The sequence below is a fragment of the Erythrobacter tepidarius genome (genome assembly GCF_002155695.1).
In the GTDB taxonomy this organism is placed as follows: domain Bacteria; phylum Pseudomonadota; class Alphaproteobacteria; order Sphingomonadales; family Sphingomonadaceae; genus Erythrobacter; species Erythrobacter tepidarius.
This window is the reverse complement of sequence record NZ_MUYJ01000011.1, coordinates 16,898-36,059: the sequence shown is the minus strand read 5'-3', so window position 1 is coordinate 36,059 and position 19,162 is coordinate 16,898. Positions and strand designations below refer to the sequence as shown.

Annotated in this window: 17 protein-coding genes; 11 read left to right on the top strand and 6 right to left on the bottom strand. The window is 67.0% G+C overall.

What is annotated here, in order from left to right; all coding sequences use genetic code 11:
• The first annotated feature begins 35 nt into the window (after nucleotides 1–35).
• On the top strand, nucleotides 36–1,073 hold the full coding sequence (gene pyrC, locus BZF61_RS11565; RefSeq protein WP_086619417.1) for a dihydroorotase: 1,038 nt from the start codon (nucleotides 36–38) through the stop codon (nucleotides 1,071–1,073).
• Here the strand turns inward: pyrC and rarD are convergent.
• Nucleotides 1,065–1,967: an EamA family transporter RarD gene (gene rarD, locus BZF61_RS11560; protein ID WP_086619416.1), complete on the bottom strand. Its 903-nt coding sequence runs from the start codon at nucleotides 1,965–1,967 to the stop codon at nucleotides 1,065–1,067. The genes pyrC and rarD overlap by 9 nt on opposite strands.
• A 330-nt stretch (nucleotides 1,968–2,297) precedes the next feature.
• On the opposite strand from rarD, the gene BZF61_RS11555 reads away from it, so the two are divergent.
• On the top strand, nucleotides 2,298–3,020 hold the full coding sequence (locus BZF61_RS11555; RefSeq protein WP_086619414.1) for a hypothetical protein: 723 nt from the start codon (nucleotides 2,298–2,300) through the stop codon (nucleotides 3,018–3,020).
• On the opposite strand, the gene astD is transcribed toward BZF61_RS11555, so the two are convergent.
• Nucleotides 3,017–4,369 (bottom strand): succinylglutamate-semialdehyde dehydrogenase, encoded by a 1,353-nt coding sequence (astD, locus tag BZF61_RS11550; RefSeq protein WP_245804615.1) that lies wholly within the window; start codon nucleotides 4,367–4,369, stop codon nucleotides 3,017–3,019. The genes BZF61_RS11555 and astD overlap by 4 nt on opposite strands.
• 161 nt (nucleotides 4,370–4,530) lie before the next feature.
• Nucleotides 4,531–5,952 (bottom strand): protein adenylyltransferase SelO family protein, encoded by a 1,422-nt coding sequence (locus tag BZF61_RS11545; RefSeq protein WP_086619411.1) that lies wholly within the window; start codon nucleotides 5,950–5,952, stop codon nucleotides 4,531–4,533.
• A 92-nt stretch (nucleotides 5,953–6,044) separates the two neighbouring features.
• Between BZF61_RS11545 and BZF61_RS11540 the strand changes: the two genes are divergently transcribed.
• From BZF61_RS11540 to BZF61_RS11520, 5 genes are all read left to right on the top strand, one after another.
• Nucleotides 6,045–6,911 (top strand): alpha/beta fold hydrolase, encoded by an 867-nt coding sequence (locus BZF61_RS11540; RefSeq protein WP_086619409.1) that lies wholly within the window; start codon nucleotides 6,045–6,047, stop codon nucleotides 6,909–6,911.
• Nucleotides 6,908–8,050 (top strand): glycosyltransferase family 4 protein, encoded by a 1,143-nt coding sequence (locus tag BZF61_RS11535; protein WP_086619408.1) that lies wholly within the window; start codon nucleotides 6,908–6,910, stop codon nucleotides 8,048–8,050. The genes BZF61_RS11540 and BZF61_RS11535 overlap by 4 nt, the downstream gene beginning before the upstream one ends.
• Before the next feature lie 183 nt (nucleotides 8,051–8,233).
• Entirely contained in the window at nucleotides 8,234–9,037 is an 804-nt protein-coding gene (locus BZF61_RS11530) for a tetratricopeptide repeat protein (RefSeq protein ID WP_086619406.1), read from the top strand.
• Between the two features lie 25 nt (nucleotides 9,038–9,062).
• The gene (locus BZF61_RS11525; protein WP_086619404.1) at nucleotides 9,063–10,406 is read left to right on the top strand and encodes a PQQ-binding-like beta-propeller repeat protein; all 1,344 of its coding nucleotides are present in this window, start codon (nucleotides 9,063–9,065) and stop codon (nucleotides 10,404–10,406) included.
• A 67-nt stretch (nucleotides 10,407–10,473) separates the two neighbouring features.
• A complete protein-coding gene (locus tag BZF61_RS11520; protein ID WP_086619403.1) occupies nucleotides 10,474–11,889 on the top strand; it encodes a methyltransferase family protein in 1,416 nt (471 codons plus the stop codon).
• 3 nt (nucleotides 11,890–11,892) lie between these two features.
• On the opposite strand, the gene BZF61_RS11515 is transcribed toward BZF61_RS11520, so the two are convergent.
• The 3 genes from BZF61_RS11515 to BZF61_RS11505 form a co-directional block, all read right to left on the bottom strand.
• Nucleotides 11,893–12,195, bottom strand: a complete 303-nt coding sequence (locus BZF61_RS11515; protein ID WP_086619401.1) for a putative quinol monooxygenase — start codon at nucleotides 12,193–12,195, stop codon at nucleotides 11,893–11,895.
• A gap of 14 nt (nucleotides 12,196–12,209) precedes the next feature.
• Nucleotides 12,210–13,580 (bottom strand): glutamate--cysteine ligase, encoded by a 1,371-nt coding sequence (locus BZF61_RS11510; RefSeq protein ID WP_086619400.1) that lies wholly within the window; start codon nucleotides 13,578–13,580, stop codon nucleotides 12,210–12,212.
• 87 nt (nucleotides 13,581–13,667) lie between these two features.
• On the bottom strand, nucleotides 13,668–14,426 hold the full coding sequence (locus BZF61_RS11505; protein WP_086619585.1) for a 16S rRNA (uracil(1498)-N(3))-methyltransferase: 759 nt from the start codon (nucleotides 14,424–14,426) through the stop codon (nucleotides 13,668–13,670).
• Between the two features lie 92 nt (nucleotides 14,427–14,518).
• Here BZF61_RS11505 and BZF61_RS11500 point away from each other — a divergent pair, with 92 nt between their 5' ends.
• The 4 genes from BZF61_RS11500 (at nucleotide 14,519) to BZF61_RS11485 (ending at nucleotide 19,160) form a co-directional block, all read left to right on the top strand.
• The gene (locus tag BZF61_RS11500) at nucleotides 14,519–14,929 is read left to right on the top strand and encodes a hypothetical protein (protein WP_086619398.1); all 411 of its coding nucleotides are present in this window, start codon (nucleotides 14,519–14,521) and stop codon (nucleotides 14,927–14,929) included.
• 139 nt (nucleotides 14,930–15,068) lie between these two features.
• Nucleotides 15,069–15,977, top strand: a complete 909-nt coding sequence (gene ubiA / locus BZF61_RS11495) for a 4-hydroxybenzoate octaprenyltransferase (RefSeq protein WP_086619397.1) — start codon at nucleotides 15,069–15,071, stop codon at nucleotides 15,975–15,977.
• A gap of 3 nt (nucleotides 15,978–15,980) precedes the next feature.
• Nucleotides 15,981–16,610, top strand: a complete 630-nt coding sequence (locus BZF61_RS11490) for an SOS response-associated peptidase (RefSeq protein ID WP_086619395.1) — start codon at nucleotides 15,981–15,983, stop codon at nucleotides 16,608–16,610.
• Nucleotides 16,611–16,874: 264 nt separating this feature from the next.
• On the top strand, nucleotides 16,875–19,160 hold the full coding sequence (locus BZF61_RS11485) for a M3 family metallopeptidase (protein WP_245804608.1): 2,286 nt from the start codon (nucleotides 16,875–16,877) through the stop codon (nucleotides 19,158–19,160).
• Nucleotides 19,161–19,162 lie beyond the last annotated feature (2 nt).

Below are 19,162 nucleotides of genomic sequence, written 5' to 3'. Positions count from 1 at the left end.
TGACAGATAGGCACGGGCCTCGCTAAGGGGAAGCCATGACTGACCGCCTCACCATCCGCCGCCCCGATGACTGGCACCTGCATTTCCGTGACGGCGCGGTGATGCGCGAAGTCGTGCCCTACACCGCGCGCCAGTTCGCGCGGGCGATCGTTATGCCCAATCTCACCCCGCCGGTGACGACCGCGGCGCTTGCGGCTGCCTATCGCGACCGCATCCTCGCGGCGGTGCCCGAAGGCATGGACTTCACCCCGCTGATGACCTGCTACCTCACCGACGACACCGATGCCGATGATCTCGCGCGCGGCGCGGCCGCGGGCGTGTTCACCGCCGCCAAGATGTATCCGGCCAATGCCACCACCAATTCGGCCGCGGGCGTCACCAATGTCGAGAAGCTCTATCCCGTGCTCGCGCGGATGGAGGCCGAGGACATCGTGCTGTGCATCCACGGCGAGGTGACGGATCATGCGGTCGACGTGTTTGATCGCGAGAAAGAATTCATCGACAGGCACTTGCAGGCGATTGTTGCGAATTTTCCCAAGCTGCGGATCGTGTTCGAGCACATCACCACCTCCGATGCGGTCGCTTTCGTGCTGGCGGCAGGGCCGCAGGTTGCCGCGACCATCACCCCCCAACACCTGCACATCAACCGCAACGCGATGCTGGTGGGCGGGATCCAGCCGCACAATTACTGTCTGCCGGTTGCCAAGCGCGAGAGCCACCGGCTGGCCCTGCGCAAGGCCGCCACCAGTGGTAGCCCGAAATTCTTCCTCGGCACGGATTCGGCGCCGCATCTGCGCAGCGCCAAGGAATCGGCCTGCGGCTGCGCGGGCATCTTCGGCGCGCCCTTTGCGCTCGAAAGCTATGTCACCGTGTTCGACGAGGAAGGCGCGCTCGACCGCTTCGAGGGCTTTGCTTCGCTGCACGGTCCGGCCTTTTACAGGCTGCCCGTGAACGAGACGACGGTGACCCTCGAACGCGCCGAAGTGGCGGTGCCTGCCTGCCTCTACGTAACCGGCGAGGAGATCGTGCCGTGGCACGCCGGGCAGACGCTGGGGTGGCGGTTCCTAGGCTGACGCCGTCCGTCGTTTCATCCACAGATCCCACGCGAACACCCCCACCGCGATCCAGATCAGCACGAAGCTGGCCAGTTTGGCGGGTGCGAGCGGCTGGCCGAAGACGAACAGGCCGAGAAGGAACACGATCGTGGGCGAGAGATACTGGATGAAGCCCAGCGCCGAATAATCCATCCGCCGCGCGGCGATGGCGAACAGCAGCAGCGGCACGGCCGTGACCACGCCCGAGAAGACGATCAGGGCGCTCATCCCCCACTCCTGCCCGAAGGACGAGCCTTGCGGGCCGATCGCATACCACCCGGCGATGGCGATGGCGGGCACGAGCAGGATCGCGCTCTCGATCGTCAGGCCGGGCAGCGAATCGACAGCCACCTGCTTTCGGACAAGACCGTAGAGCGAGAAGGTGAAAGCGAGCGTGAGGCTGATCCACAGGCTGGTGAGCGCCCCTGCCGCCAGCAGCGCCACCGCCGCCGCAGCGATCGCGACGGCGATCCACTGGCGGCGCGAGAGGGTTTCGCCCAGCAGCAGCGTGCCGAGCAGCACGTTGATCAGTGGGTTGAGGTAATAGCCGATCGAGGTCGCATAGACCTGCCCCGCCATGATCGCCCAGATGTAAACGAACCAGTTGATCCCGATCAGCACCGCCGAAGCCATCAGGGCCAGCATCGCGCGCGGGCTGCGAAGCGCGCGGAACAGGTCGGCGAACTGGCGGCGCAAGGCGAGGATGACGAGGCACAGCGGCAGCGTCCAGATGATTCGCCAGGCGACGAACTCGAAGGCCGGCACGGTCTCTACCAGCATCAGGTAAAGCGGCAGGAACCCCCAGATGAGGTAGGCTCCGACCGCCGGGAGCAGGCCGGAGGGGGGATGCGAGGAGGAAGCCGGGGCAGTCATGGAGCGCTGCCGTTAGGCCCCGCGCCATCCCTGCGCAAGCGGCCGGCACACGGCAAGGCCGCGCACCGCCGATGAACGCTTGCTGTCACGCGCGCTGCGGATTCGTTCATGTAGATCCATCTATAAATGAACAAAGACAATGGGGCCGCCGATTCTCCCCTCTCTCTGACGCGGCTTTCCTGTCCCTTGCGGCCGTTCCCACCAAGCGGTCGCCGGCGCGGATCCTTCGGGCTTCGCGGGAAGCGCCTCCGGCAGTCTTCGGGCTTGCCGGGGGCGCCTCCAACCGGACGCGCGCGGCCTTTGTTAACCATCTTGTGCCATCTTCGGCATATGCGTCGCGCTGCCCTGTCTCTCCTGCCTGCCTTGCTGGCCGCTGCCTGTTCGGATGCGCCGTCGGCCGGCGTCCCGGACGAGCCCTTCGCCACCGACCCGCTGGTCGCCGCCGTGCTCCACGATCCGCTGATGAGCGATCCCGATCTGTCGGCCCGCAACGAGGCCAATGCGCTCCTCGGTTTTTCCGACACCGCGCTGCCGTTGCTTCCCGCGACCCCCGAGGCCGCCCAGGCGGCGCGCGAGGCGGGACGGCTCGAACTGCTATCGGAGGGGCCGATCATGCCGCTGCCTTCGCCCGTTGCCGCGCCTTTCGCGCTCCCGGTGCCGGGCGCCAAGGCGCAGGACGCGCTTGCCGCCATCGGCGCACCCCAAACCTGCATCGCCGGTCTTGAGGAGGGTTTCGGCTGGGCCGCGAAGCTGCCGCAGGCCGCCGCGATCATGCCGCAGGGCATGGTGGTGCAGGCTGGTGGGCGCGATGCCGCCGGCTGCCGTTTGCGGGTAATCCGCTACTACACCGCTGCCCCGGACGAGGACGTGCTGCAATATCACTATGTCCGCGCGGGGCGTGCCGGGCTTGCGCCGCAGCGCCATCGCCGCGCCGGGGAAGGCCCGGGCGCGAGCATCACGGCGCGTGGTGCCTCGGGCGAGGCGCTGCTGGTGACGGTGCGCAAGGCCGCGGGCGGGCTTACTGCCGTCGATCTCTACTATAGGGCAGGCTAGGGCCGCAGGCCGACCCCGATCGTGGCGCGCGGCTGATCCATCTCGGTGCTGGCGACGGGATAGGCGCAGTAGTCGGCCGCGTAATAGGCTGCCGGGCGGTGATTGCCGGAAAGGCCGATCCCGCCGAAGGGGGCCTTGGACGAGGCGCCGTTGGTCGGCCCGTTCCAGTTGATGATCCCGGCGCGGATATTGGCCCAGAACCGCCCGTAATCCTCCGGCGTCCCACCGATCAGCGAGGCCGAAAGGCCGAAACGGGTGTTGTTCGCCTCGGTGATGCCGGCATCGAGATCGGGCACCCGGATCACTTGCAGCAGCGGTCCGAACAGCTCGATATCGGGACGTTCGGGAATATCGGTGACATCGATGATGCCTGGGGTAAGGAAGGGCAGATCGGGGATGGTGCGGCGCATGTGCAGCAGGGGCCGACCGCCCGCTGTCATCAGCGCGACGAAGCTTACCGACAGGCGGTCTGCGGTCTCGTTGTCGATCACCGGCCCCATGAAAGGTTGCGGTTCGCCGAGCGGGTCGCCGATCATCAGCTTGCGCGCCAGCGGCACCAGCTCGGCCATCAGGTCGTCATAAACGCTGTCCTTGACGATTAGCCGCCGCGCGGCGGTACAGCGCTGCCCGGCGGTGGTGAAGGCGCTCTGGAGGATAAGTGTCGCGGCATCCGTCAGCTTGGGCGTGTCGATCACCACGATCGGATTGTTGCCGCCCATCTCCAGCGCGACAATCTTGCCCGGATTGGCGGCAAGCTTGCGGTTGATCGCGATGCCGGCATTGACCGAGCCGGTGAAAAGCACCCCGTCAATCCCAGGATGGGCGACCAGCGCCTTGCCTTCTTCCGGCCCGCCGATGACAAGCTGCACCACATCCTCCGGAACGCCGGCGCGGTGCAGGCAGGCGACCAGCGCCTCGCCCACGGCCGGGGTCTTTTCCGAAGGCTTGAACAGCACCGCATTGCCCGCGATCAGTGCGGGGACAATGTGGCCATTGGGCAGATGCATGGGGAAGTTGTAGGGGCCGAGTACCACCATCACCCCGTGCGGCTTGTGGCGCACCGCCGCGCTCGCGCCTATCCCGGCGTCGAACTTCTTCTTGCCGGTGCGTTCAGCATAGGCCTGCACCGCAATATCGACCTTGTTCACCACCGCATCGATTTCGCTGCGGGCTTCCCACAGGGGCTTGCCTGACTCGCGTGCGATCAGCTCGGCGAGCGGTTCGCTCTCGCGCCGCACTTCGTTGGCGAAGGCGCGCAGCAGGGCGATGCGGTTGGTGAGCGGCTGTGCGGCCCATGCCGGCCAGGCCCGGCGCGCGCTGGCAACGGCAGCTTCGACATCGCCGTGCATGCCACGCCAGATTTCCTCGCCGCTGGCAGGTTCGAAGGATACGAGGATATTGTCGGTCACGGTGCCTCTCCTCCCTCTTGAACTGCATGATCCGTCTGGCGGGCGCGAGAGGTAATGTGCCTGAGGACAAAAAGATAGGGTGAACGCCTTTCGGCCTCTGTCTAGGTGTTAGCCCTGTGGCCCGCGGCGAGCGGTGCGGGGCCGTGGGCCGCTCCCATCCGACGCAGGGCTTCCACCTTGGCGTAAAGCGGGCGCCAGTCATCGCTCTGGTCGATCGCGGCCCAGATCGCCTCGACCTCGTCGATCAGCAGCGATTGCGGCTTGGCATCGCTCCAATAGGCATGTGCCGAGGGCAAGGGCGTGTAGTCTGCCAGCGCCTCTGCCAAAGCGCCTTGCGCTGCGCCGCGCCCGCCGCGGTGGGCAAAGAAGAAGGCATCTGGCTGAAGGCGGCCCTCGCGCATCGCCTGCTCGCACAGCGCCACGAGGCGGGTGTCCTCCTCGATCCCGCGCGGCTCCACGCCCAGCCGCCAGCACCAGCGGCGCGCCACGTTCTCCATGTAGAGCGGGCCGAAACGTTCGAGCGCAGCGATCAGCGGCGCGGAGTCGGCCAGCAGCCGCAGCGCCACGGCGAACTGGCCGCAGTTCCAGTGCAGCGCCTCGGGCTGGCGGCCGAAGGCATAAAGCCCCGCGTGGTCGAAATAGGCGGCGGTGAAGGAGGGATCCCACGCAGGCAGCCAGCGCCACGGGCCATAATCGAAGCTCTCGCCGGTAATGTTCATGTTGTCGGTGTTGAGCACCCCGTGGACGAAGCCTGCGACCATGTAGCTGGCGGCCAGATCGGCCATGCGTTCGGTCACCTGGTGCATCAGGATAACCGCCGGTTCATCACGCCCCGGAGCGTCGGCGGGGGGGAGCGGGCCGGGGAAGTTGGTGAGACAATAGTCGACCAGCGCCGCCATGGCATCCCTATCCTCGATCGCCAGCAGCCGCTGGAAGGTGCCGATGCGGATATGCGAATGGCTCAACCGCACGAGCACCGCCGAGCGTGTGGGCGAGGGCTCGTCGTTGCGCCACAGCTGCTCGCCGGTCTCGATTACGCTCAGGGTTCGCGAGGTGTTCACCCCGAGCGCTTCGAGCATCTCGGTGGCGAGGATCTCGCGCACCGCGCCCTTCAGCGTCAGCCGTCCGTCGCCCGAACGGCTGTAAGGCGTGGTGCCCGAACCCTTGGTGCCCAGGTCCATCAGCCGCCCGCGATGATCGCGCAGCTGCGCGAACAGGAACCCGCGCCCGTCCCCGATTTCGGGATTGTACACGCGGAATTGGTGGCCATGATATTTCAGCGCCAGCGGCTGCGGCAGATTGGCCTCGAGCGGGACGAAGCGTCCGAAATGCGCGGTCCATACATCATCCTCAAGGCTCGCGAGGCCGACGCTCGCGGCGGCGCGATCATTGCGAAACCGCAGCCGCGCCTCGGGAAAATCCGCCGCGGCGACCGGGCTGGCCAGCCAGTCGGCGAGCGCAAGAATGGCGGGATCGCCGCGATAGGGGACGGCTGATGTCGGGTGTTGCATGGCCAAGCTCATGCCGCGATAGTGGGCGCAAGCACGCAAGCGCGCAAGGCGGCTTCACCGCACTTCGGGCGCTTGCCTTTCGCACCAAGGGAATATCGCCGTTCATGGCTGCACATTACGAAGATCGCTACTGGACCAGCAGCGACGGCCTCAACCTCCATTACCGCAACTATCCCGGCCCCGAAGGCACCGCCGCGCTGCCGGTGCTGTGCTTGCACGGTCTCACCCGCAATGCCCGGGATTTCGGCCCGCTCGCCGATGATCTGTGCGCCCGCCGGCGCGTGATCGTGCCGGAAATGCGCGGGCGCGGCCTCAGCGACTATGCGCCCGATTCCAATACCTACAATCCGTTGGTCTATGTCAGCGATGTCGAAAAGCTGCTGGCCGAGCAAGGCATCACCCGCTTCATCGCGATCGGCACCTCGATGGGCGGGCTGATGACGATGCTGATGGCGGCCAACCAGCCGGGGCGGATCGCGGCGGTGGTGATGAACGATATCGGCCCGGAGGTTGAAGCCGCAGGGCTGGAGCGGATTTCCAGCTATGTCGGACAGGGCCGCTCCTATCCGACCTGGGTCCACGCCGCGCGCGGGTTGCAGGCGATCCACGGCGCGGCCTTTCCCGATTATGATCTCGACCAGTGGCTCGACATGGCCAAGCGCACGATGGTGGTCACGCAGAACGGGCGGATCGGGTTCGATTACGACATGGCGATTGCCGAGCCTTTCGCCAAGCCGGGCAATGCGGCGCCGCCCAACCTGTGGCTCGCCTTCGAGGCGCTGCGTGATGTGCCGATGTTGCTGGTGCGCGGCGAGCTGTCCGATCTGCTCAGCGCGGAAACCGTGCGTCAGATGGGCGCGCGCAACCCGGCGATGCGCACGATCGCCGTGCCGCGGGTCGGTCATGCACCCACGCTCGACGAGCCGGAGGTGCGCGCCGCGATCCACGCGCTGCTGGACGGGATTGCATGAGCGCGCACGCCGGGGCACCCTTGCGCGTCCTTCACTGTCATTCCACCTTTTCCGCCGGGGGCAAGGAAGTGCGCAGCGTTCGGCTGATGAACGCTTTCGGGGCGGCGATGGAGCACACCATCGTCTCTGCCGAACCCGAGGCCACGGGCGCGCGCGGCCTGATCGCCCCCGGCATCAAGGTGCGTTTCCCCAAGGATTTCCCCCCGCTCAAGGGCCTGCCCACGCCCTGGCGGCTGGCGGCGATGGCCGAGGCGCTCAAGCCCTATGATCTGATCTTCACCTACAACTGGGGCGCGATGGATGTGGCCATGGCGCACACCGCCTTCGCCAAGGTTTTCGGCCTGCCGCCGCTGGTGCATCACGAGGACGGCTTCAACGAGGACGAGGCAGGCGGTCTCAAGACCCGTCGCAACCTCTATCGCCGCGCGGCACTGCGCGGCGCGGCGCGGGTGATCGTGCCTTCGACCGGGCTGGAGGCGATTGCCACCGGCCCCTGGGGGCAGCCGCCCGAAAAGGTGCTGCGGATCGCCAACGGGATCGACACTGCCGCCTTCGCCGCCCCGCCCCAGCCGGGTGCGCTGCGGCTCATCAAGCGCGGGGGCGAGCGGTGGATCGGCACGCTTGCGGGCCTGCGTCCCGTCAAGCAGTTGCCGATGCTGGTCGAGGCGATGGCTGGCCTGCCCGAGGCATGGCATCTCGTGATCTGCGGCGAGGGGCCAGAGCGCGAGGCGATCGCCGCGCGGGCCGACGCGCTGGAGGTCAGCCACCGCGTCCACCTGCCCGGCGCGGTCGCCGATCCGGCGAAGATCATCGGCCTGTTCGACATCTTCGCCCTCTCCTCGGCGAGCGAGCAGTTCCCGCTTTCGGTGATCGAGGCGATGGCCGCTGGCCTGCCGGTGGCCGCGCCCGATGTCGGCGATGTGCGCCAGATGGTGGCCGAGGAAAACCGGCCTTTCATCGCCACGCCGCACGATCCGCACGCGCTCGCGATGATGTTGGAGGAACTGGCCGGAGACGCGGCCTTGCGCGCGCGGATCGGCGCGGCCAACCGCGCCCGCGCTGTGGCACATTACGATGCGGCGCAGATGATCGCCGCCTATCGCGCGGCCTATAGCGGGGCGCTGGGCCGGCCATTGTGACGGTCGGTGGTGGGCGGGCGCGCTTCATCGACGGTTCAACCGAGGCGCTGCACAGATCTGCGCAGATTGGCAGACGGGGCTGCGCGCGCCATTGCGGAAGGCCGCACACCTGCCTAAAGAGCGCGGCAGGTTCCGCCTGCGGCAAACGCAAGGCCCTACACGCACAAAGGATACACAGCCGGCATGGCGCGCATTCCGACCACCCCTTCCTCACCGCCTGCGGTTCCGGCCGAGGACGACATCCTGATCCGCGAGATCGACGAGGCGGTGCGGCAGGACGATGCGCTGGAATTCCTGCGCAACCACGGCCCCAAGCTGCTGGGCGGCATCATCGCCCTGATCGCGGGCCTGGGCGGCTATATGGTGTGGGACAATTACCGCGAAGGCCAGCTTGAGACGCAGTCCGAAACGCTGATCTCCGCGCTCGATGCCGCCAACCAGCGCGATTTTGCAGGCGCGAGCGAGAAGGTCGCGCCGCTGCTCGACGATGGCTCGGCCGGCGCGCGCACCGCGGCGCGGATGTTGCAGGCGGCCGCCGCGCTCGAACAGGGTGAGGTGGACAAGGCCTCGGGCCTCTACCAGCAGGTTGCAGCGGATGCCGATGCGCCGCCGGCGCTGCGCGATCTGGCGACGATCCGCGATGTCGCTGCCCGCTATGACCGCATGAAGCCCGCCGATGTGATCGCAAAGCTCGGCCCGCTCGCCAAGCCGGACAACCCATGGTTCGGCAGCGCCGGCGAGCTGGTGGCGATGGCATATCTGGAATCGGGCAACCGGGCCGAGGCCGGCAAGCTGTTCGCGCAGATCGCCAAGGACGAGGAACAGCCCGACACCCTGCGCTCGCGCGCGCGGCAGATGGCGGGCCTGCTTGGGGTTGATGCGGTTGTCGATGTCAAGAAGCTGTTGGAGGATGAAGGGGTCTCGTCCGCCGGCATGCGCGCTGGAGGGACGGCTGCAACGGCAGCGGCTACTGCTAGCGCCGAATGAGGATGAGAGCTTGAAACGGACGGGTATGAGACACACGAAGATCGCGCGCGCTGCCTTGCTGGCCGGGATCATGGCGGCCGGATTGACCGGCTGCAAGGGCGGCCTGTTCGGCGGCGGCGACAAGACCACGCCAACCGTGGGCAACCGGATGCCGATCCTTTCGCGCATCGAAAGGGGGACCGAGGTCGATCCGGCGCTGGCCGCGATCGCCGTGGTCCTGCCGCCCGCGCGGCTCAATCCCGAATGGTCGCAGGCCGGCGGCTCGGCGAGCAAGTCCTACGGCCACCTCGCGCTGGCCGAGAACCCGAGCAAGGTATGGACCGCGCAGATCGCCGGTTCGAACAACCGCCGGCGCCTTGCCGCTGCTCCGGTGATCGGCGGCAACAAGCTGTTCGTCGAGGGCACCGACGGGGTGATCCACGCCTTCGACAAGAACACCGGCGCGCGGCTGTGGACCCGCGGCGATGACGACATCACCAAGGACCAGGCGCCGTCGGCCTTCGGCGGCGGGGTCAGCTACGATGCGGGCAAGCTCTACGCCACCAACGGGGTGGGTATGGTCAAGGCGCTCAACGCCGAAACCGGCGAGGTGCTGTGGCAGGTGACGCCCGCCGGCCCGCTGCGCGGTTCGCCGACGATCGCCTTCGGGCAGCTGTTCGTGATGACGCAGGACAACCAGATCATCGCGCTCAGCATCGCTGATGGCTCGCTCGTGTGGGACGAAAGCGGCTCGGCCACGCAGTCGGGCGTGTTCGGCGTCGCCGCGCCCGCCGCCGGGCAAGGCACGGTGATCGCCGGCTATTCGAGCGGCGAGCTGAGCGCCTACCGTTACGAGAACGGCCGCACGCTGTGGTCGGACGCGCTGGCGCGCACCAATATCTCGACCACGGTCGGCTCGATCACCGATATCGACGCCGATCCGATCATCGATTCCGGCCGCGTCTATGCGCTCGGGCAGGGCGGGCGCATGGCCGCCTACGAACTGCTTACCGGCCAGCGCATCTGGGAATTGAACCTCGCGGGCATCTCCACCCCGGCGATCGCGGGTGAGTGGATCTTCACGCTCACCGACGATGCGCGCCTGCTCGCCATCGCCCGCTCGAGCGGACGGGTGCGCTGGATCACCCAGCTCCAGCGCTACAAGGACGAGGAAGACAAGAAGGGCCCGATCTTCTGGACCGGCCCGGTGCTTGCGGGCGGCCAGCTGTGGGTGGCCAGCTCGCGCGGGGAAGTGTGGAAGGTCAGCGTGGGCGAGGGTTCGGCCGCGCTGTTCGCCGATCTTGGCCAGCCGGTCAGCCTCGCGCCGGTGGTGGCCGACGGCTATCTCTATATCCTCGACGACAGCGGCACGGTGCACGCCTGGCGCTGAGGCGCCCGTAAGAGGCTTGCGGCGCTGAGCAGGGCGTTAACCCTTTTGCGCTAAGGCGGCAGGTCTGATGTGCCCCGCCGCTTCGCCCCGTCCCGCTGCTAGACCCGCCCCGCCGCCGAGCGACGTGTCGGCGGGCGTTGGCTTTGCGGGCCTTGCGGGGCTGTTCGCGTGGATCGCCGTGTGCCGAACCTATCCCGATATCGCTGCCATGATCGGGCTGGGCGGCCCGCTTTCACCCGAACGCGGCGTGCTGTCCGGGCCATATGCCGCGCTTGCCGCGCTCTTGTTCACCGCCGTGCCGATGGCGCTGTGGTCGGTGCTGGTCGACAAGGTCCACCGCCGCCCCTCGACCGGGATCGACTGGAGCCTCAAGCGTCCGCTCGATCAATCCCTGCCGATCTCGGTGGTCAAGCTGTCGGGCCTGTGGGCGACCTGGGCGATCCTCGCGGCATTTTACGGGCTTGCGCGCTGGTACTGGACCGGATCCTACCTGTTCGCGATGGAGGTATTGAGCTTCGCTGTCGCGCCGCTGGTGGCGCTGTCGATCCCCTATGTCATCTGGCTTGATCGGCACATGGTGGAGCCGCGTGACGGCAGCTGGCATTTCGGCGCCTTCGTGCTCGGCTTCGGCGTGATCGGGCGCGAAGGCTGGCGGAACGAGGAAATCGCCAAGCATTGGCGGGCGTGGACGATCAAGGGCTTTTTCGGCGCCTTCATGATCTCGATCCTGCCCCCCGGCTTTGCCCAGGTGGTCGAGGCAGACCCTGTGCGCCTGCTTGCCAATCCGGTCGATCTGGCGATGATGCTGGTGACGCTGCTGTTCGTGATCGACGTGCAGATCGGCACCGTGGGCTATCTGCTGACCCTGCGCCCGCTGGATTCGCACATCCGTTCGGGCAATCCCTTCCTCGCCGGCTGGCTGGCGGCGTTGTTGTGCTATCCGCCTTTCGTGTGGGGGCTGATCGGGCCGGACAATCTCGTGCTCGGCTACGAGTTCGGCACCCCCGGCTGGTCGCACTGGTTTGCCGGATCGCCGGTGCTGCTGTGGGCGTGGGGCGCGCTGCTGGTGCTGCTGACCGCGATCTATGCCTGGGCGACGGTGGTGTTCGGCATCCGCTTTTCCAACCTCACCTATCGCGGGGTGCTGACCCACGGGCCCTATCGCCTCACCCGCCACCCCGCCTATCTGTCGAAAAACCTGTTCTGGTGGGCGAGCGTGCTGCCCTTCCTCGTCACCAGCGGCACCACCGTCGACGCGGTGCGCAACACGGTGTTCCTCGCGGTGGTCAATGGCATCTACTACTGGCGCGCGCGCACCGAGGAGGCGCATCTGCTCGCCGAGGATCCGAAATATGCCGCCTATCACGCATGGATGGAGCAGCACGGCCTCATCACCGCGCCGCTGGCGAGGCTCAAGCGGATGATCACCGGCGGCGGCGGAACGACGCAGGGCGACAGCCTTCACGCCTTCCCCGCCGAATAGGGATTACATCACCGGCGCGCCATCATCGGCGTGATACTTGAGCGCCTCGATCACCTGGAAATCGAGCCCCGCCAGCGCGGCTTGGAAGGCGGCCATGTGCGGGGTGGCGAAATGCGCGACGAGCGCGGCTTCGTCCCGCCATTTCTCGACGATGTGGATCACCCCCGGCTCCAGCAAATCCTCGGTGAAGGCATAGGCGATGCAGCCTTCCTCGGCATTGGAAGCGGCCACCATGGCGGCAATCGCGGCGCGCGCCGCCACGCTCACACCCCCACCCAGCCTAGCCTTGGCCAGAACGATCAGCATATCATTGTCCTTTCTCAGAAGGACTGTTCATAGACCCGCGTGATGTCGCCGTTCCACTCGCCATAATAGGCATCGAGCAGGCGCTGGGCCGGCACCTTGCCGCTGGCGACGATTTCGTCGAGGGTATCGAGATAGCCGGTCTCGTTGTCGCCTGCCGCATTGAGCCGCGCGCGCGCCTTCAGCCCCGCGTGCGCGATCTTGAGCACCTCGCGCGCCAGATCCTGCAAGGTGCCGCCACTGGGCGATTTGGTGGCCAATGCGAGGCGCGGGACTTCGTTGCGCAGCCGTGCGCGCTCCTCCACCGACCAGCCCTTGACCAGATCCCAGGCCGCATCGAGCGCGCTCTGGTCGTAGAGCAGCCCGACCCAGAAGGCGGGCAGCGCGCAGATGCGGCTCCACGGCCCGCCATCGGCACCGCGCATTTCGAGAAAGCTCTTCAGGCGAACTTCGGGGAAGGCGGTCGAGAGGTGGTCCCACCAGTCGCTCTGGGTCGGGCGTTCGCCGGGCAGCACGCTGAGCCTGCCGTCGAGGAAGTCGCGGAAGGAAAGACCCGCCGCGTCGATATATTTCCCGTCGCGGAAGACGAAATACATCGGCACGTCGAGCATATATTCCGCCCAGCGCGCATAGCCGAAGCCATCCTCGAACACGAAGGGCAGCATCCCCGTGCGCGCCGGATCGGTATCCGACCAGATGTGCGAACGGTAGGACAGGTAGCCATTGGGCTTGCCTTCGGTGAAGGGCGAATTGGCGAACAGCGCGGTCGCCAGGGGTTGCAGCGCCAGGCTGGTGCGGAACTTCTGCACCATGTCGGCCTCGGAGGAATAGTCGAGGTTGACCTGGATGGTGCAGGTGCGCAGCATCATGTCCAGCCCCATCGAGCCGACGCGCGGCATGTGGCGCAGCATGATGTCGTAGCGGCCCTTGGGCATGATCGGCAGCTCTTCGCGGGTCTTGTCGGGCCACATGCCGAGGCCGAGATAGCCCACCCCGCATTTCTCGCCCACTTCCTTCACCTGCGCCAGGTGACGGCCGGTTTCGGCGCAGGTCTGATGCAGGTTTTCGAGCGGCGCGCCTGACAGTTCGAGCTGGCCGGCCGGCTCGAGGCTCACAGCCCCGTCCGCGCCTTTCAGCGCGATGACATTGCCGCCTTCCTCGATCGGGGTCCAGCCGAAGGCTTCGAGACCCTTGAGCAGATCGCGGATGCCGCAAGGTTCGGCATAGGAGGGGGCGCGGAAATCGTCGCGCTTGTAGACCAGCTTCTCGTGCTCGGTGCCGATGCGCCAGCGCTCGGGCGGCTTCTCGCCCTTGATCATCGGCGCGACCAGCTGGTCGAAACTTTCGATCACCGGATCATCGGCGCTGGATGCTTCGCGTGTGCTCATTGCAAGGGGGCCCTTCTCTGGCCGGTTGCCATAGAAAACCGAATTGGCGGTGGAAAGCGAAAACGCCTTGGGGTGGACGAACCGCGGTTACCAGTCGCCCGCTTGCGCCATCCACACCGCGAGCGCGGCGATGGCGGCGGTCTCGCCGCGCAGGATGCGCGGGCCGAGGCTGATCGGGCGCGTCGCCGGATGGGCGCGGATGGCGGCGCGCTCGGCATCGTCGAACCCGCCTTCGGGGCCGGTGAGGATCGCGGCGGGGCCTTCATGCCGCGCGAAGCTGGCCGCCGCCGGTTCGCCGCCCGCCTCGTCGGCGAAATACAGCGCGCGGGCCTCAGGCCAATTGGCCAGCAGCGCGTCGAGCTTTACCGGCTCGGCCAGCGCCGGCAGGGCGGTGCGGGCGCATTGCTCGGCGGCCTCGATAGTGATCGCGCGGGCGCGTTCGGGATTGAGCCGGTCGGCGACGCAGCGGCGGGTGATGACGGGGGCGATCCGGGCAATGCCGAGTTCGGTCGCCTTTTCGAGCACCAAATCGAAGCGGTCCTTCTTGAGCAGGGCGGGGCACAGCCACAGATCGGGCACGGCCTCGCGCTCCCGGAGCAGTTCCGCCACCTCGAGCACCATGTCGCGCTTGCCCGCCGCGATCACCCACGCGGCCCATTCGCCGTTCACGTCGTCGCACAGGATCACGCTGTCGCCCGTGCGCATTCGCATCACCTTGCCGAGGTAATGCGCCTGCGGCCCTTCGAGCGCGACGGTGCGGCCCTCGGCCAGTTCGTCAGGCACAAACAGGCGCGGGGCGCTCCTGGGTGGCCAGGCGGGGGTGCGGGGGCGGGGCGGCTCGGTCATTCTTTTCAGGTCAAAGCTGTAGGTCGCCACAAGGAGCACGTCTATAGTCCTGCCAAGGCAATTCGCATTCGCTGACGGGGGAGAGAAATCTTATGAAGAACAAGTTCCTGATGCCCTTGGCCTGCCTTGCGCTCGTGGGGGGTGTGGTTGCTGCGCCGCTGCTGGCGCAGAGCGTGTCGCGGATCACCTTTGCCAAGGGCAACGACAACGCATCGGTCAAGGGCACGATCAAGGGCAAGGCCTATCGCGACTACAAGCTGGGTGTCGGCAATGGTCAGACCATGGCGGTGTCGCTGACGGGCAGCAACTCGGTCAATTTCAACATCCTGCCGCCCGGTAGCAAGGGCGAGGCCGTGTTCAACAGCTCGGTCGAAGGACGCGATGCGACCGGGATCAAGACGGTCAAGGGCGACTACACCATCCGCGTCTACCTGATGGGCGCCGCCGAAACCTCGGGCAAGGCCTATCCCTACCAGCTCAGCGTTTCGGTAATGAATTTCTGATTGCGGTCGGTTAGTGGGGGCGGGTGACTGCCTCTACTTCCACCGATTGTGCCCCGGGCGGGCTTGCTGCGCGCCGCCTGACCGTTGCGGCACAATTCCTGATCGCCGCCGTGTTTCTGCGGCTGCGGGAGGGACGGGCGTGAGCGAGCACATCGTCCCCGACAGCGAGCATCGCGGCATCGTTGCCCGCCTGCCGCAATTCCCGCGCGATCTTGCGCTGCTGGCGCGCTTCGACCGGCCGATCGGCTGGTGGCTCTTGTTCTGGCCCTGTGTGTTCGGTGTATGGCTGGCAGGGTCCGGCCCGCAATTCGCGCTGCTCGGCTGGCTCCTGCTCGGTTCCATCGCGATGCGCGGGGCGGGCTGCGTCTATAATGACATCGTCGATGCCGATCTCGACGCCAAGGTGGCGCGCACCGCGTTGCGCCCCGTCGCGAGCGGGCGGGTGTCGAAGCGCGCGGCGTGGGCGTGGCTCGTCAGCCTGTGCCTCGTCGGGCTGGTGGTGCTGCTGCAACTGCGCGGGGAGGCGCAGGTCGTGGCGCTCGGCAGCCTGGCACTGGTCGCCGCCTACCCCTTCATGAAGCGCATCACCTGGTGGCCGCAGGCATGGCTCGGGATGGTGTTCAACTGGGGTCTGCTGGTCGCCTGGGCCGAGCTGCGCTGGGACAATTGGGATGCGCTCGCGGCGCTTTACGCCGGTTGCGTGTGCTGGGTGATCGGCTACGACACGATCTACGCCCTGCAGGACCGCGAGGACGATGCAATGGTCGGCATCCGCTCCTCGGCGCTGGCGCTGGGGGCGCGGGTGCAGGCAGGCATCGCGGGGTTCTATCTCGCGGCTGTCGGCCTGTGGGGGCTGGGCTTCTGGCTCTACCGCGCCGATCCTGTCGCGCTCGCCGCGCTGGTGCCGGTGGCGGGGCATCTGGCGTGGCAGGTGGCAACGCTCGACACCGATGATCCGATGAACCCCCTCGCCCGCTTCCGCTCCAACCGCTGGGCGGGGGCGCTGATGGCGGCGGCGTGCTTCGTGGTCGGCAACGCGGGAGCCTAGCCGGTGTGCAACCTCTACCGCATGACGAAGAACGCGGCCGAAGTGGCGGCGTGGTTCGATGCGGTGGAAGCCACACAGGGCGCGAATTTCGCCGAGGAGGTCTATCCCGGCTATCCCGGCCTCGTGGTCGCCGAAGGGCAGGTGCGCGCCATGACCTGGGGCTTCCCGCTGGTGTTGACCGGCAAGCAGGGCCAGAAGCTCAAGCCCAAGCCGGTCAACAACGCACGGGCTGACAAGCTGGAGACCTTCTTCTGGCGCCCGTCCTTCGCGCAGCGCCGCTGCCTGATCCCGCTCACCGGCTGGGCCGAGGCGCAGGGAGCCAAAGGCCGCATGACCCGCACGTGGCTCTCGCTCCCCGAAACGCCGATCTTCGCCGCCGCTGGGGTCTGGCGGCAATCGGACGAATGGGGCGCATGCTTTGCGATGGTGATGACCGACAGCGCCGGCACCGCTGCGGCGGATGTCCACGAACGCATGCCGGTGCTGCTTGCGCCTGACGACTACGCAAGCTGGACTGGCGGCCCGCCTGGCGATGCGCTGGCGCTGTGCCGTCCGTGGAACGGGTCGATCGCCATCGACCGCACCGACGAGCCTTGGGCCAAAGGCGCAAGTTGGCAGCCGGGGCTGCTTTGAGCCTGGCTCACCTTCTCGAACGCGATCCAGTCCGAGGCGAAGACGCAGAAGCGCGCTTGGTGTCGCGCGCGATGTCGTCCCGCTCATTGCCGAAAGGGAGCGTCTCACCGCCCGGTTGCGGTTGCCGCAGCCTTGCGTATTTCCCGACCGCGACACCGCAGGGCCGGATCGGCGCTGAGGGGCAGGGGCTACGCAAGCTGATCGGCCGGGGGCTTTCGACCGGTGACCTTGCAATTCCCGGTCAGACACTGTTCAAGGACGCCCATGCATGAGCCTGTCGCACCGCTGCCCCCAGCCGAGGCCTGCGACACCGAACCGAGAGAAAGCCACGACATGATCCCGCGTAACCTTATCCCTGTCCTGTCCACCGTTTCTGCTGCCGCGCTGGTGATCGGTCTTGGCCCTGCCGCGCAGCCCGCGCTCGGCGAAAGCATGCCCGCCGCCGCGCCCACGATCCCGCAGGGCACCGGCTATTTCGCCGCGGACAGCACGCTGCCCTTCCTCGCTCCTGATTTCACGAAGATTTCGGAAGACGACTACATCCCCGCCTTCGAGCAGGGCATGGCGATCCAGAAGGCCGAAGTCGCCGCCATCATCGCCAACCCCGAACCGCCGAGCTTTGAGAACACCATCGTCGCGCTGGAGACCTCGGGCCGGATGCTCGGCCGCGTGGCGCGGGTGTTCTATGCCCTGACCGGAGCCAACACCACCGACCGGCTTGACGCCATCGACACCGAGATCAGCCCGAAGCTTTCGGCCCATCAGGATTCGATCCTTCTCGATCCGGCGCTCTTTGCCCGGGTCAAGGCGGTCTATGACAAGCGCGCAGCGATGACGCTGAGCACCGAGGACGCGCGGCTGCTGGAGGAGACCTACAAGCGCATGGTCCACGCCGGTGCGCTGCTGACCGAGGCCGAGCGCGAGCAGGTCAAGGCGATCAACAGCCAGCTTTCCACGCTCACCACCGAATTCGCCCAGAAGGTGCGCGCGGCGACCAACAGCCAGCCGCTGATCGTCGATACCGCCGCCGAACTCGCAGGCTTGTCGGAAGCTGACATCAGGGCTGCTGCCGATCTGGCGGCGGAAAAGGGCCATCCGGGCAAATATGCCATCGCGCTCCAGAACACCACGCAGCAGCCGCAGCTGCCCGCGCTGGAAAACCGCGCCACCCGCGAGAAGCTGTTCCGCCTGAGTTACAATCGCGCCGACGGGACGGTGGCCGAACACGATACCCGCATGCTGCTGGCGAAGATCGCCGCGCTGCGCGCGCAGAAGGCGGCGCTGTTCGGCGCGCCGGACTGGGCCAGCTATACCATGTATGATCGCATGGCCAAGACCCCCAAGGTCGCGCTCGATTTCATGGAGCAGTTGGTCCCCGCGCTCGCCGCGACCCAGCGCCGCGAAGCGGCGATGCTCAACGCGGCGATCAAGGCCGATGGCGGCAATCACACCGTCCAGCCATGGGACTGGTATCGCTATGCGAGCCGGATCAAGGCCGAACGCTACGGCCTCGACGAGGACGAGGTGGCGCAATATTTCCAGCTCGACAAGGTGTTGGAAGACGGCGTGTTCTACGCCGCCAACAAGCTCTACGGCCTCACCTTCAAGCGGCGCACCGATCTGCCGGTCTATCACCCCGACGTGTGGGTCTATACCGTGTTCGATGCCGATGGCTCGGAGCTTGGCCTGTTCTACTTCGATCCCTTCCAGCGCCCCTCCAAGCGCGGCGGGGCGTGGATGAGCAATTTCGTCGAGCAGAGCCACCTGTGGGGCACCAAGCCGGTGATCTACAACGTGCTGAACATCCCCAAGGCCGCGCCGGGCGAGGTGCAGCTGGTGAGTTTCGATGACGTGAACACGGCCTTCCACGAATTCGGCCACGCGCTCCACGGCCTGTTTGCCGATCAGCGCTACGAGAGCATCTCGGGCACCGCCACAGCCCGCGATTTCGTGGAATATCCTAGCCAGATCAATGAGATGTGGGCAACTGATCCGCAGGTGCTCCAGAACTACGCCAAGCATTACAAGACCGGCGAGACCATCCCCATGGCGCTGGTGGAGAAGATCGAGGCAGCCTCGAAGTTCAACCAGGGCTACGAGTTCGGTGAGGTCGTGGCGGCCGCGCTGCTCGACATGAAGTGGGCCGCGCTCACCCCCGAAGCCGCCGCCGCGATCGACACCCCGGAAGAAGTCGATGCCTTCGAGCGCAAGGCGCTGGAGGAGCTGGGACTGGAAGTCGGGCTGGTGCCGCCGCGCTATCGTTCGACCTATTTCAACCACATCTTCAGCGATCCGGCGGGCTATTCGGCGGGCTATTATTCCTATCTGTGGACCCAGATGCTCGATCACGACAGCCGCAAGTGGTTCCGCGACAACGGCGGCCTGACCAGGGCCAACGGCGATCACTACCGCAAGACCGTGCTGAGCCGCGGCGGGACGATGGACTATTTCGAGATGTTCCAGAACTTCGCCGGTCGCCAGCCCGACATCCAGCCGCTGCTCGCGGCGCGCGGGCTGGAAGGCGGAGAGGGTGAGGGCAAGGGCGAGTAACC

Excerpts from the sequence above, each read along its gene's own strand:
- rarD (WP_086619416.1), bottom strand. The coding sequence starts at position 1,967 with ATGACTGCCCCGGCTTCCTCCTCGCATCCCCCCTCCGGCCTGCTCCCG.
- BZF61_RS11540 (WP_086619409.1), top strand. The coding sequence starts at position 6,045 with ATGGCTGCACATTACGAAGATCGCTACTGGACCAGCAGCGACGGCCTC.
- BZF61_RS11515 (WP_086619401.1), bottom strand. The coding sequence starts at position 12,195 with ATGCTGATCGTTCTGGCCAAGGCTAGGCTGGGTGGGGGTGTGAGCGTG.
- BZF61_RS11530 (WP_086619406.1), top strand. The coding sequence starts at position 8,234 with ATGGCGCGCATTCCGACCACCCCTTCCTCACCGCCTGCGGTTCCGGCC.
- BZF61_RS11555 (WP_086619414.1), top strand. The coding sequence starts at position 2,298 with ATGCGTCGCGCTGCCCTGTCTCTCCTGCCTGCCTTGCTGGCCGCTGCC.
- astD (WP_245804615.1), bottom strand. The coding sequence starts at position 4,369 with ATGCACGGCGATGTCGAAGCTGCCGTTGCCAGCGCGCGCCGGGCCTGG.
- BZF61_RS11520 (WP_086619403.1), top strand. The coding sequence starts at position 10,474 with ATGTGCCCCGCCGCTTCGCCCCGTCCCGCTGCTAGACCCGCCCCGCCG.
- BZF61_RS11505 (WP_086619585.1), bottom strand. The coding sequence starts at position 14,426 with ATGACCGAGCCGCCCCGCCCCCGCACCCCCGCCTGGCCACCCAGGAGC.
- pyrC (WP_086619417.1), top strand. The coding sequence starts at position 36 with ATGACTGACCGCCTCACCATCCGCCGCCCCGATGACTGGCACCTGCAT.
- BZF61_RS11485 (WP_245804608.1), top strand. The coding sequence starts at position 16,875 with ATGCATGAGCCTGTCGCACCGCTGCCCCCAGCCGAGGCCTGCGACACC.
- BZF61_RS11535 (WP_086619408.1), top strand. The coding sequence starts at position 6,908 with ATGAGCGCGCACGCCGGGGCACCCTTGCGCGTCCTTCACTGTCATTCC.
- BZF61_RS11525 (WP_086619404.1), top strand. The coding sequence starts at position 9,063 with ATGAGACACACGAAGATCGCGCGCGCTGCCTTGCTGGCCGGGATCATG.
- BZF61_RS11510 (WP_086619400.1), bottom strand. The coding sequence starts at position 13,580 with ATGAGCACACGCGAAGCATCCAGCGCCGATGATCCGGTGATCGAAAGT.
- BZF61_RS11545 (WP_086619411.1), bottom strand. The coding sequence starts at position 5,952 with ATGAGCTTGGCCATGCAACACCCGACATCAGCCGTCCCCTATCGCGGC.
- BZF61_RS11500 (WP_086619398.1), top strand. The coding sequence starts at position 14,519 with ATGAAGAACAAGTTCCTGATGCCCTTGGCCTGCCTTGCGCTCGTGGGG.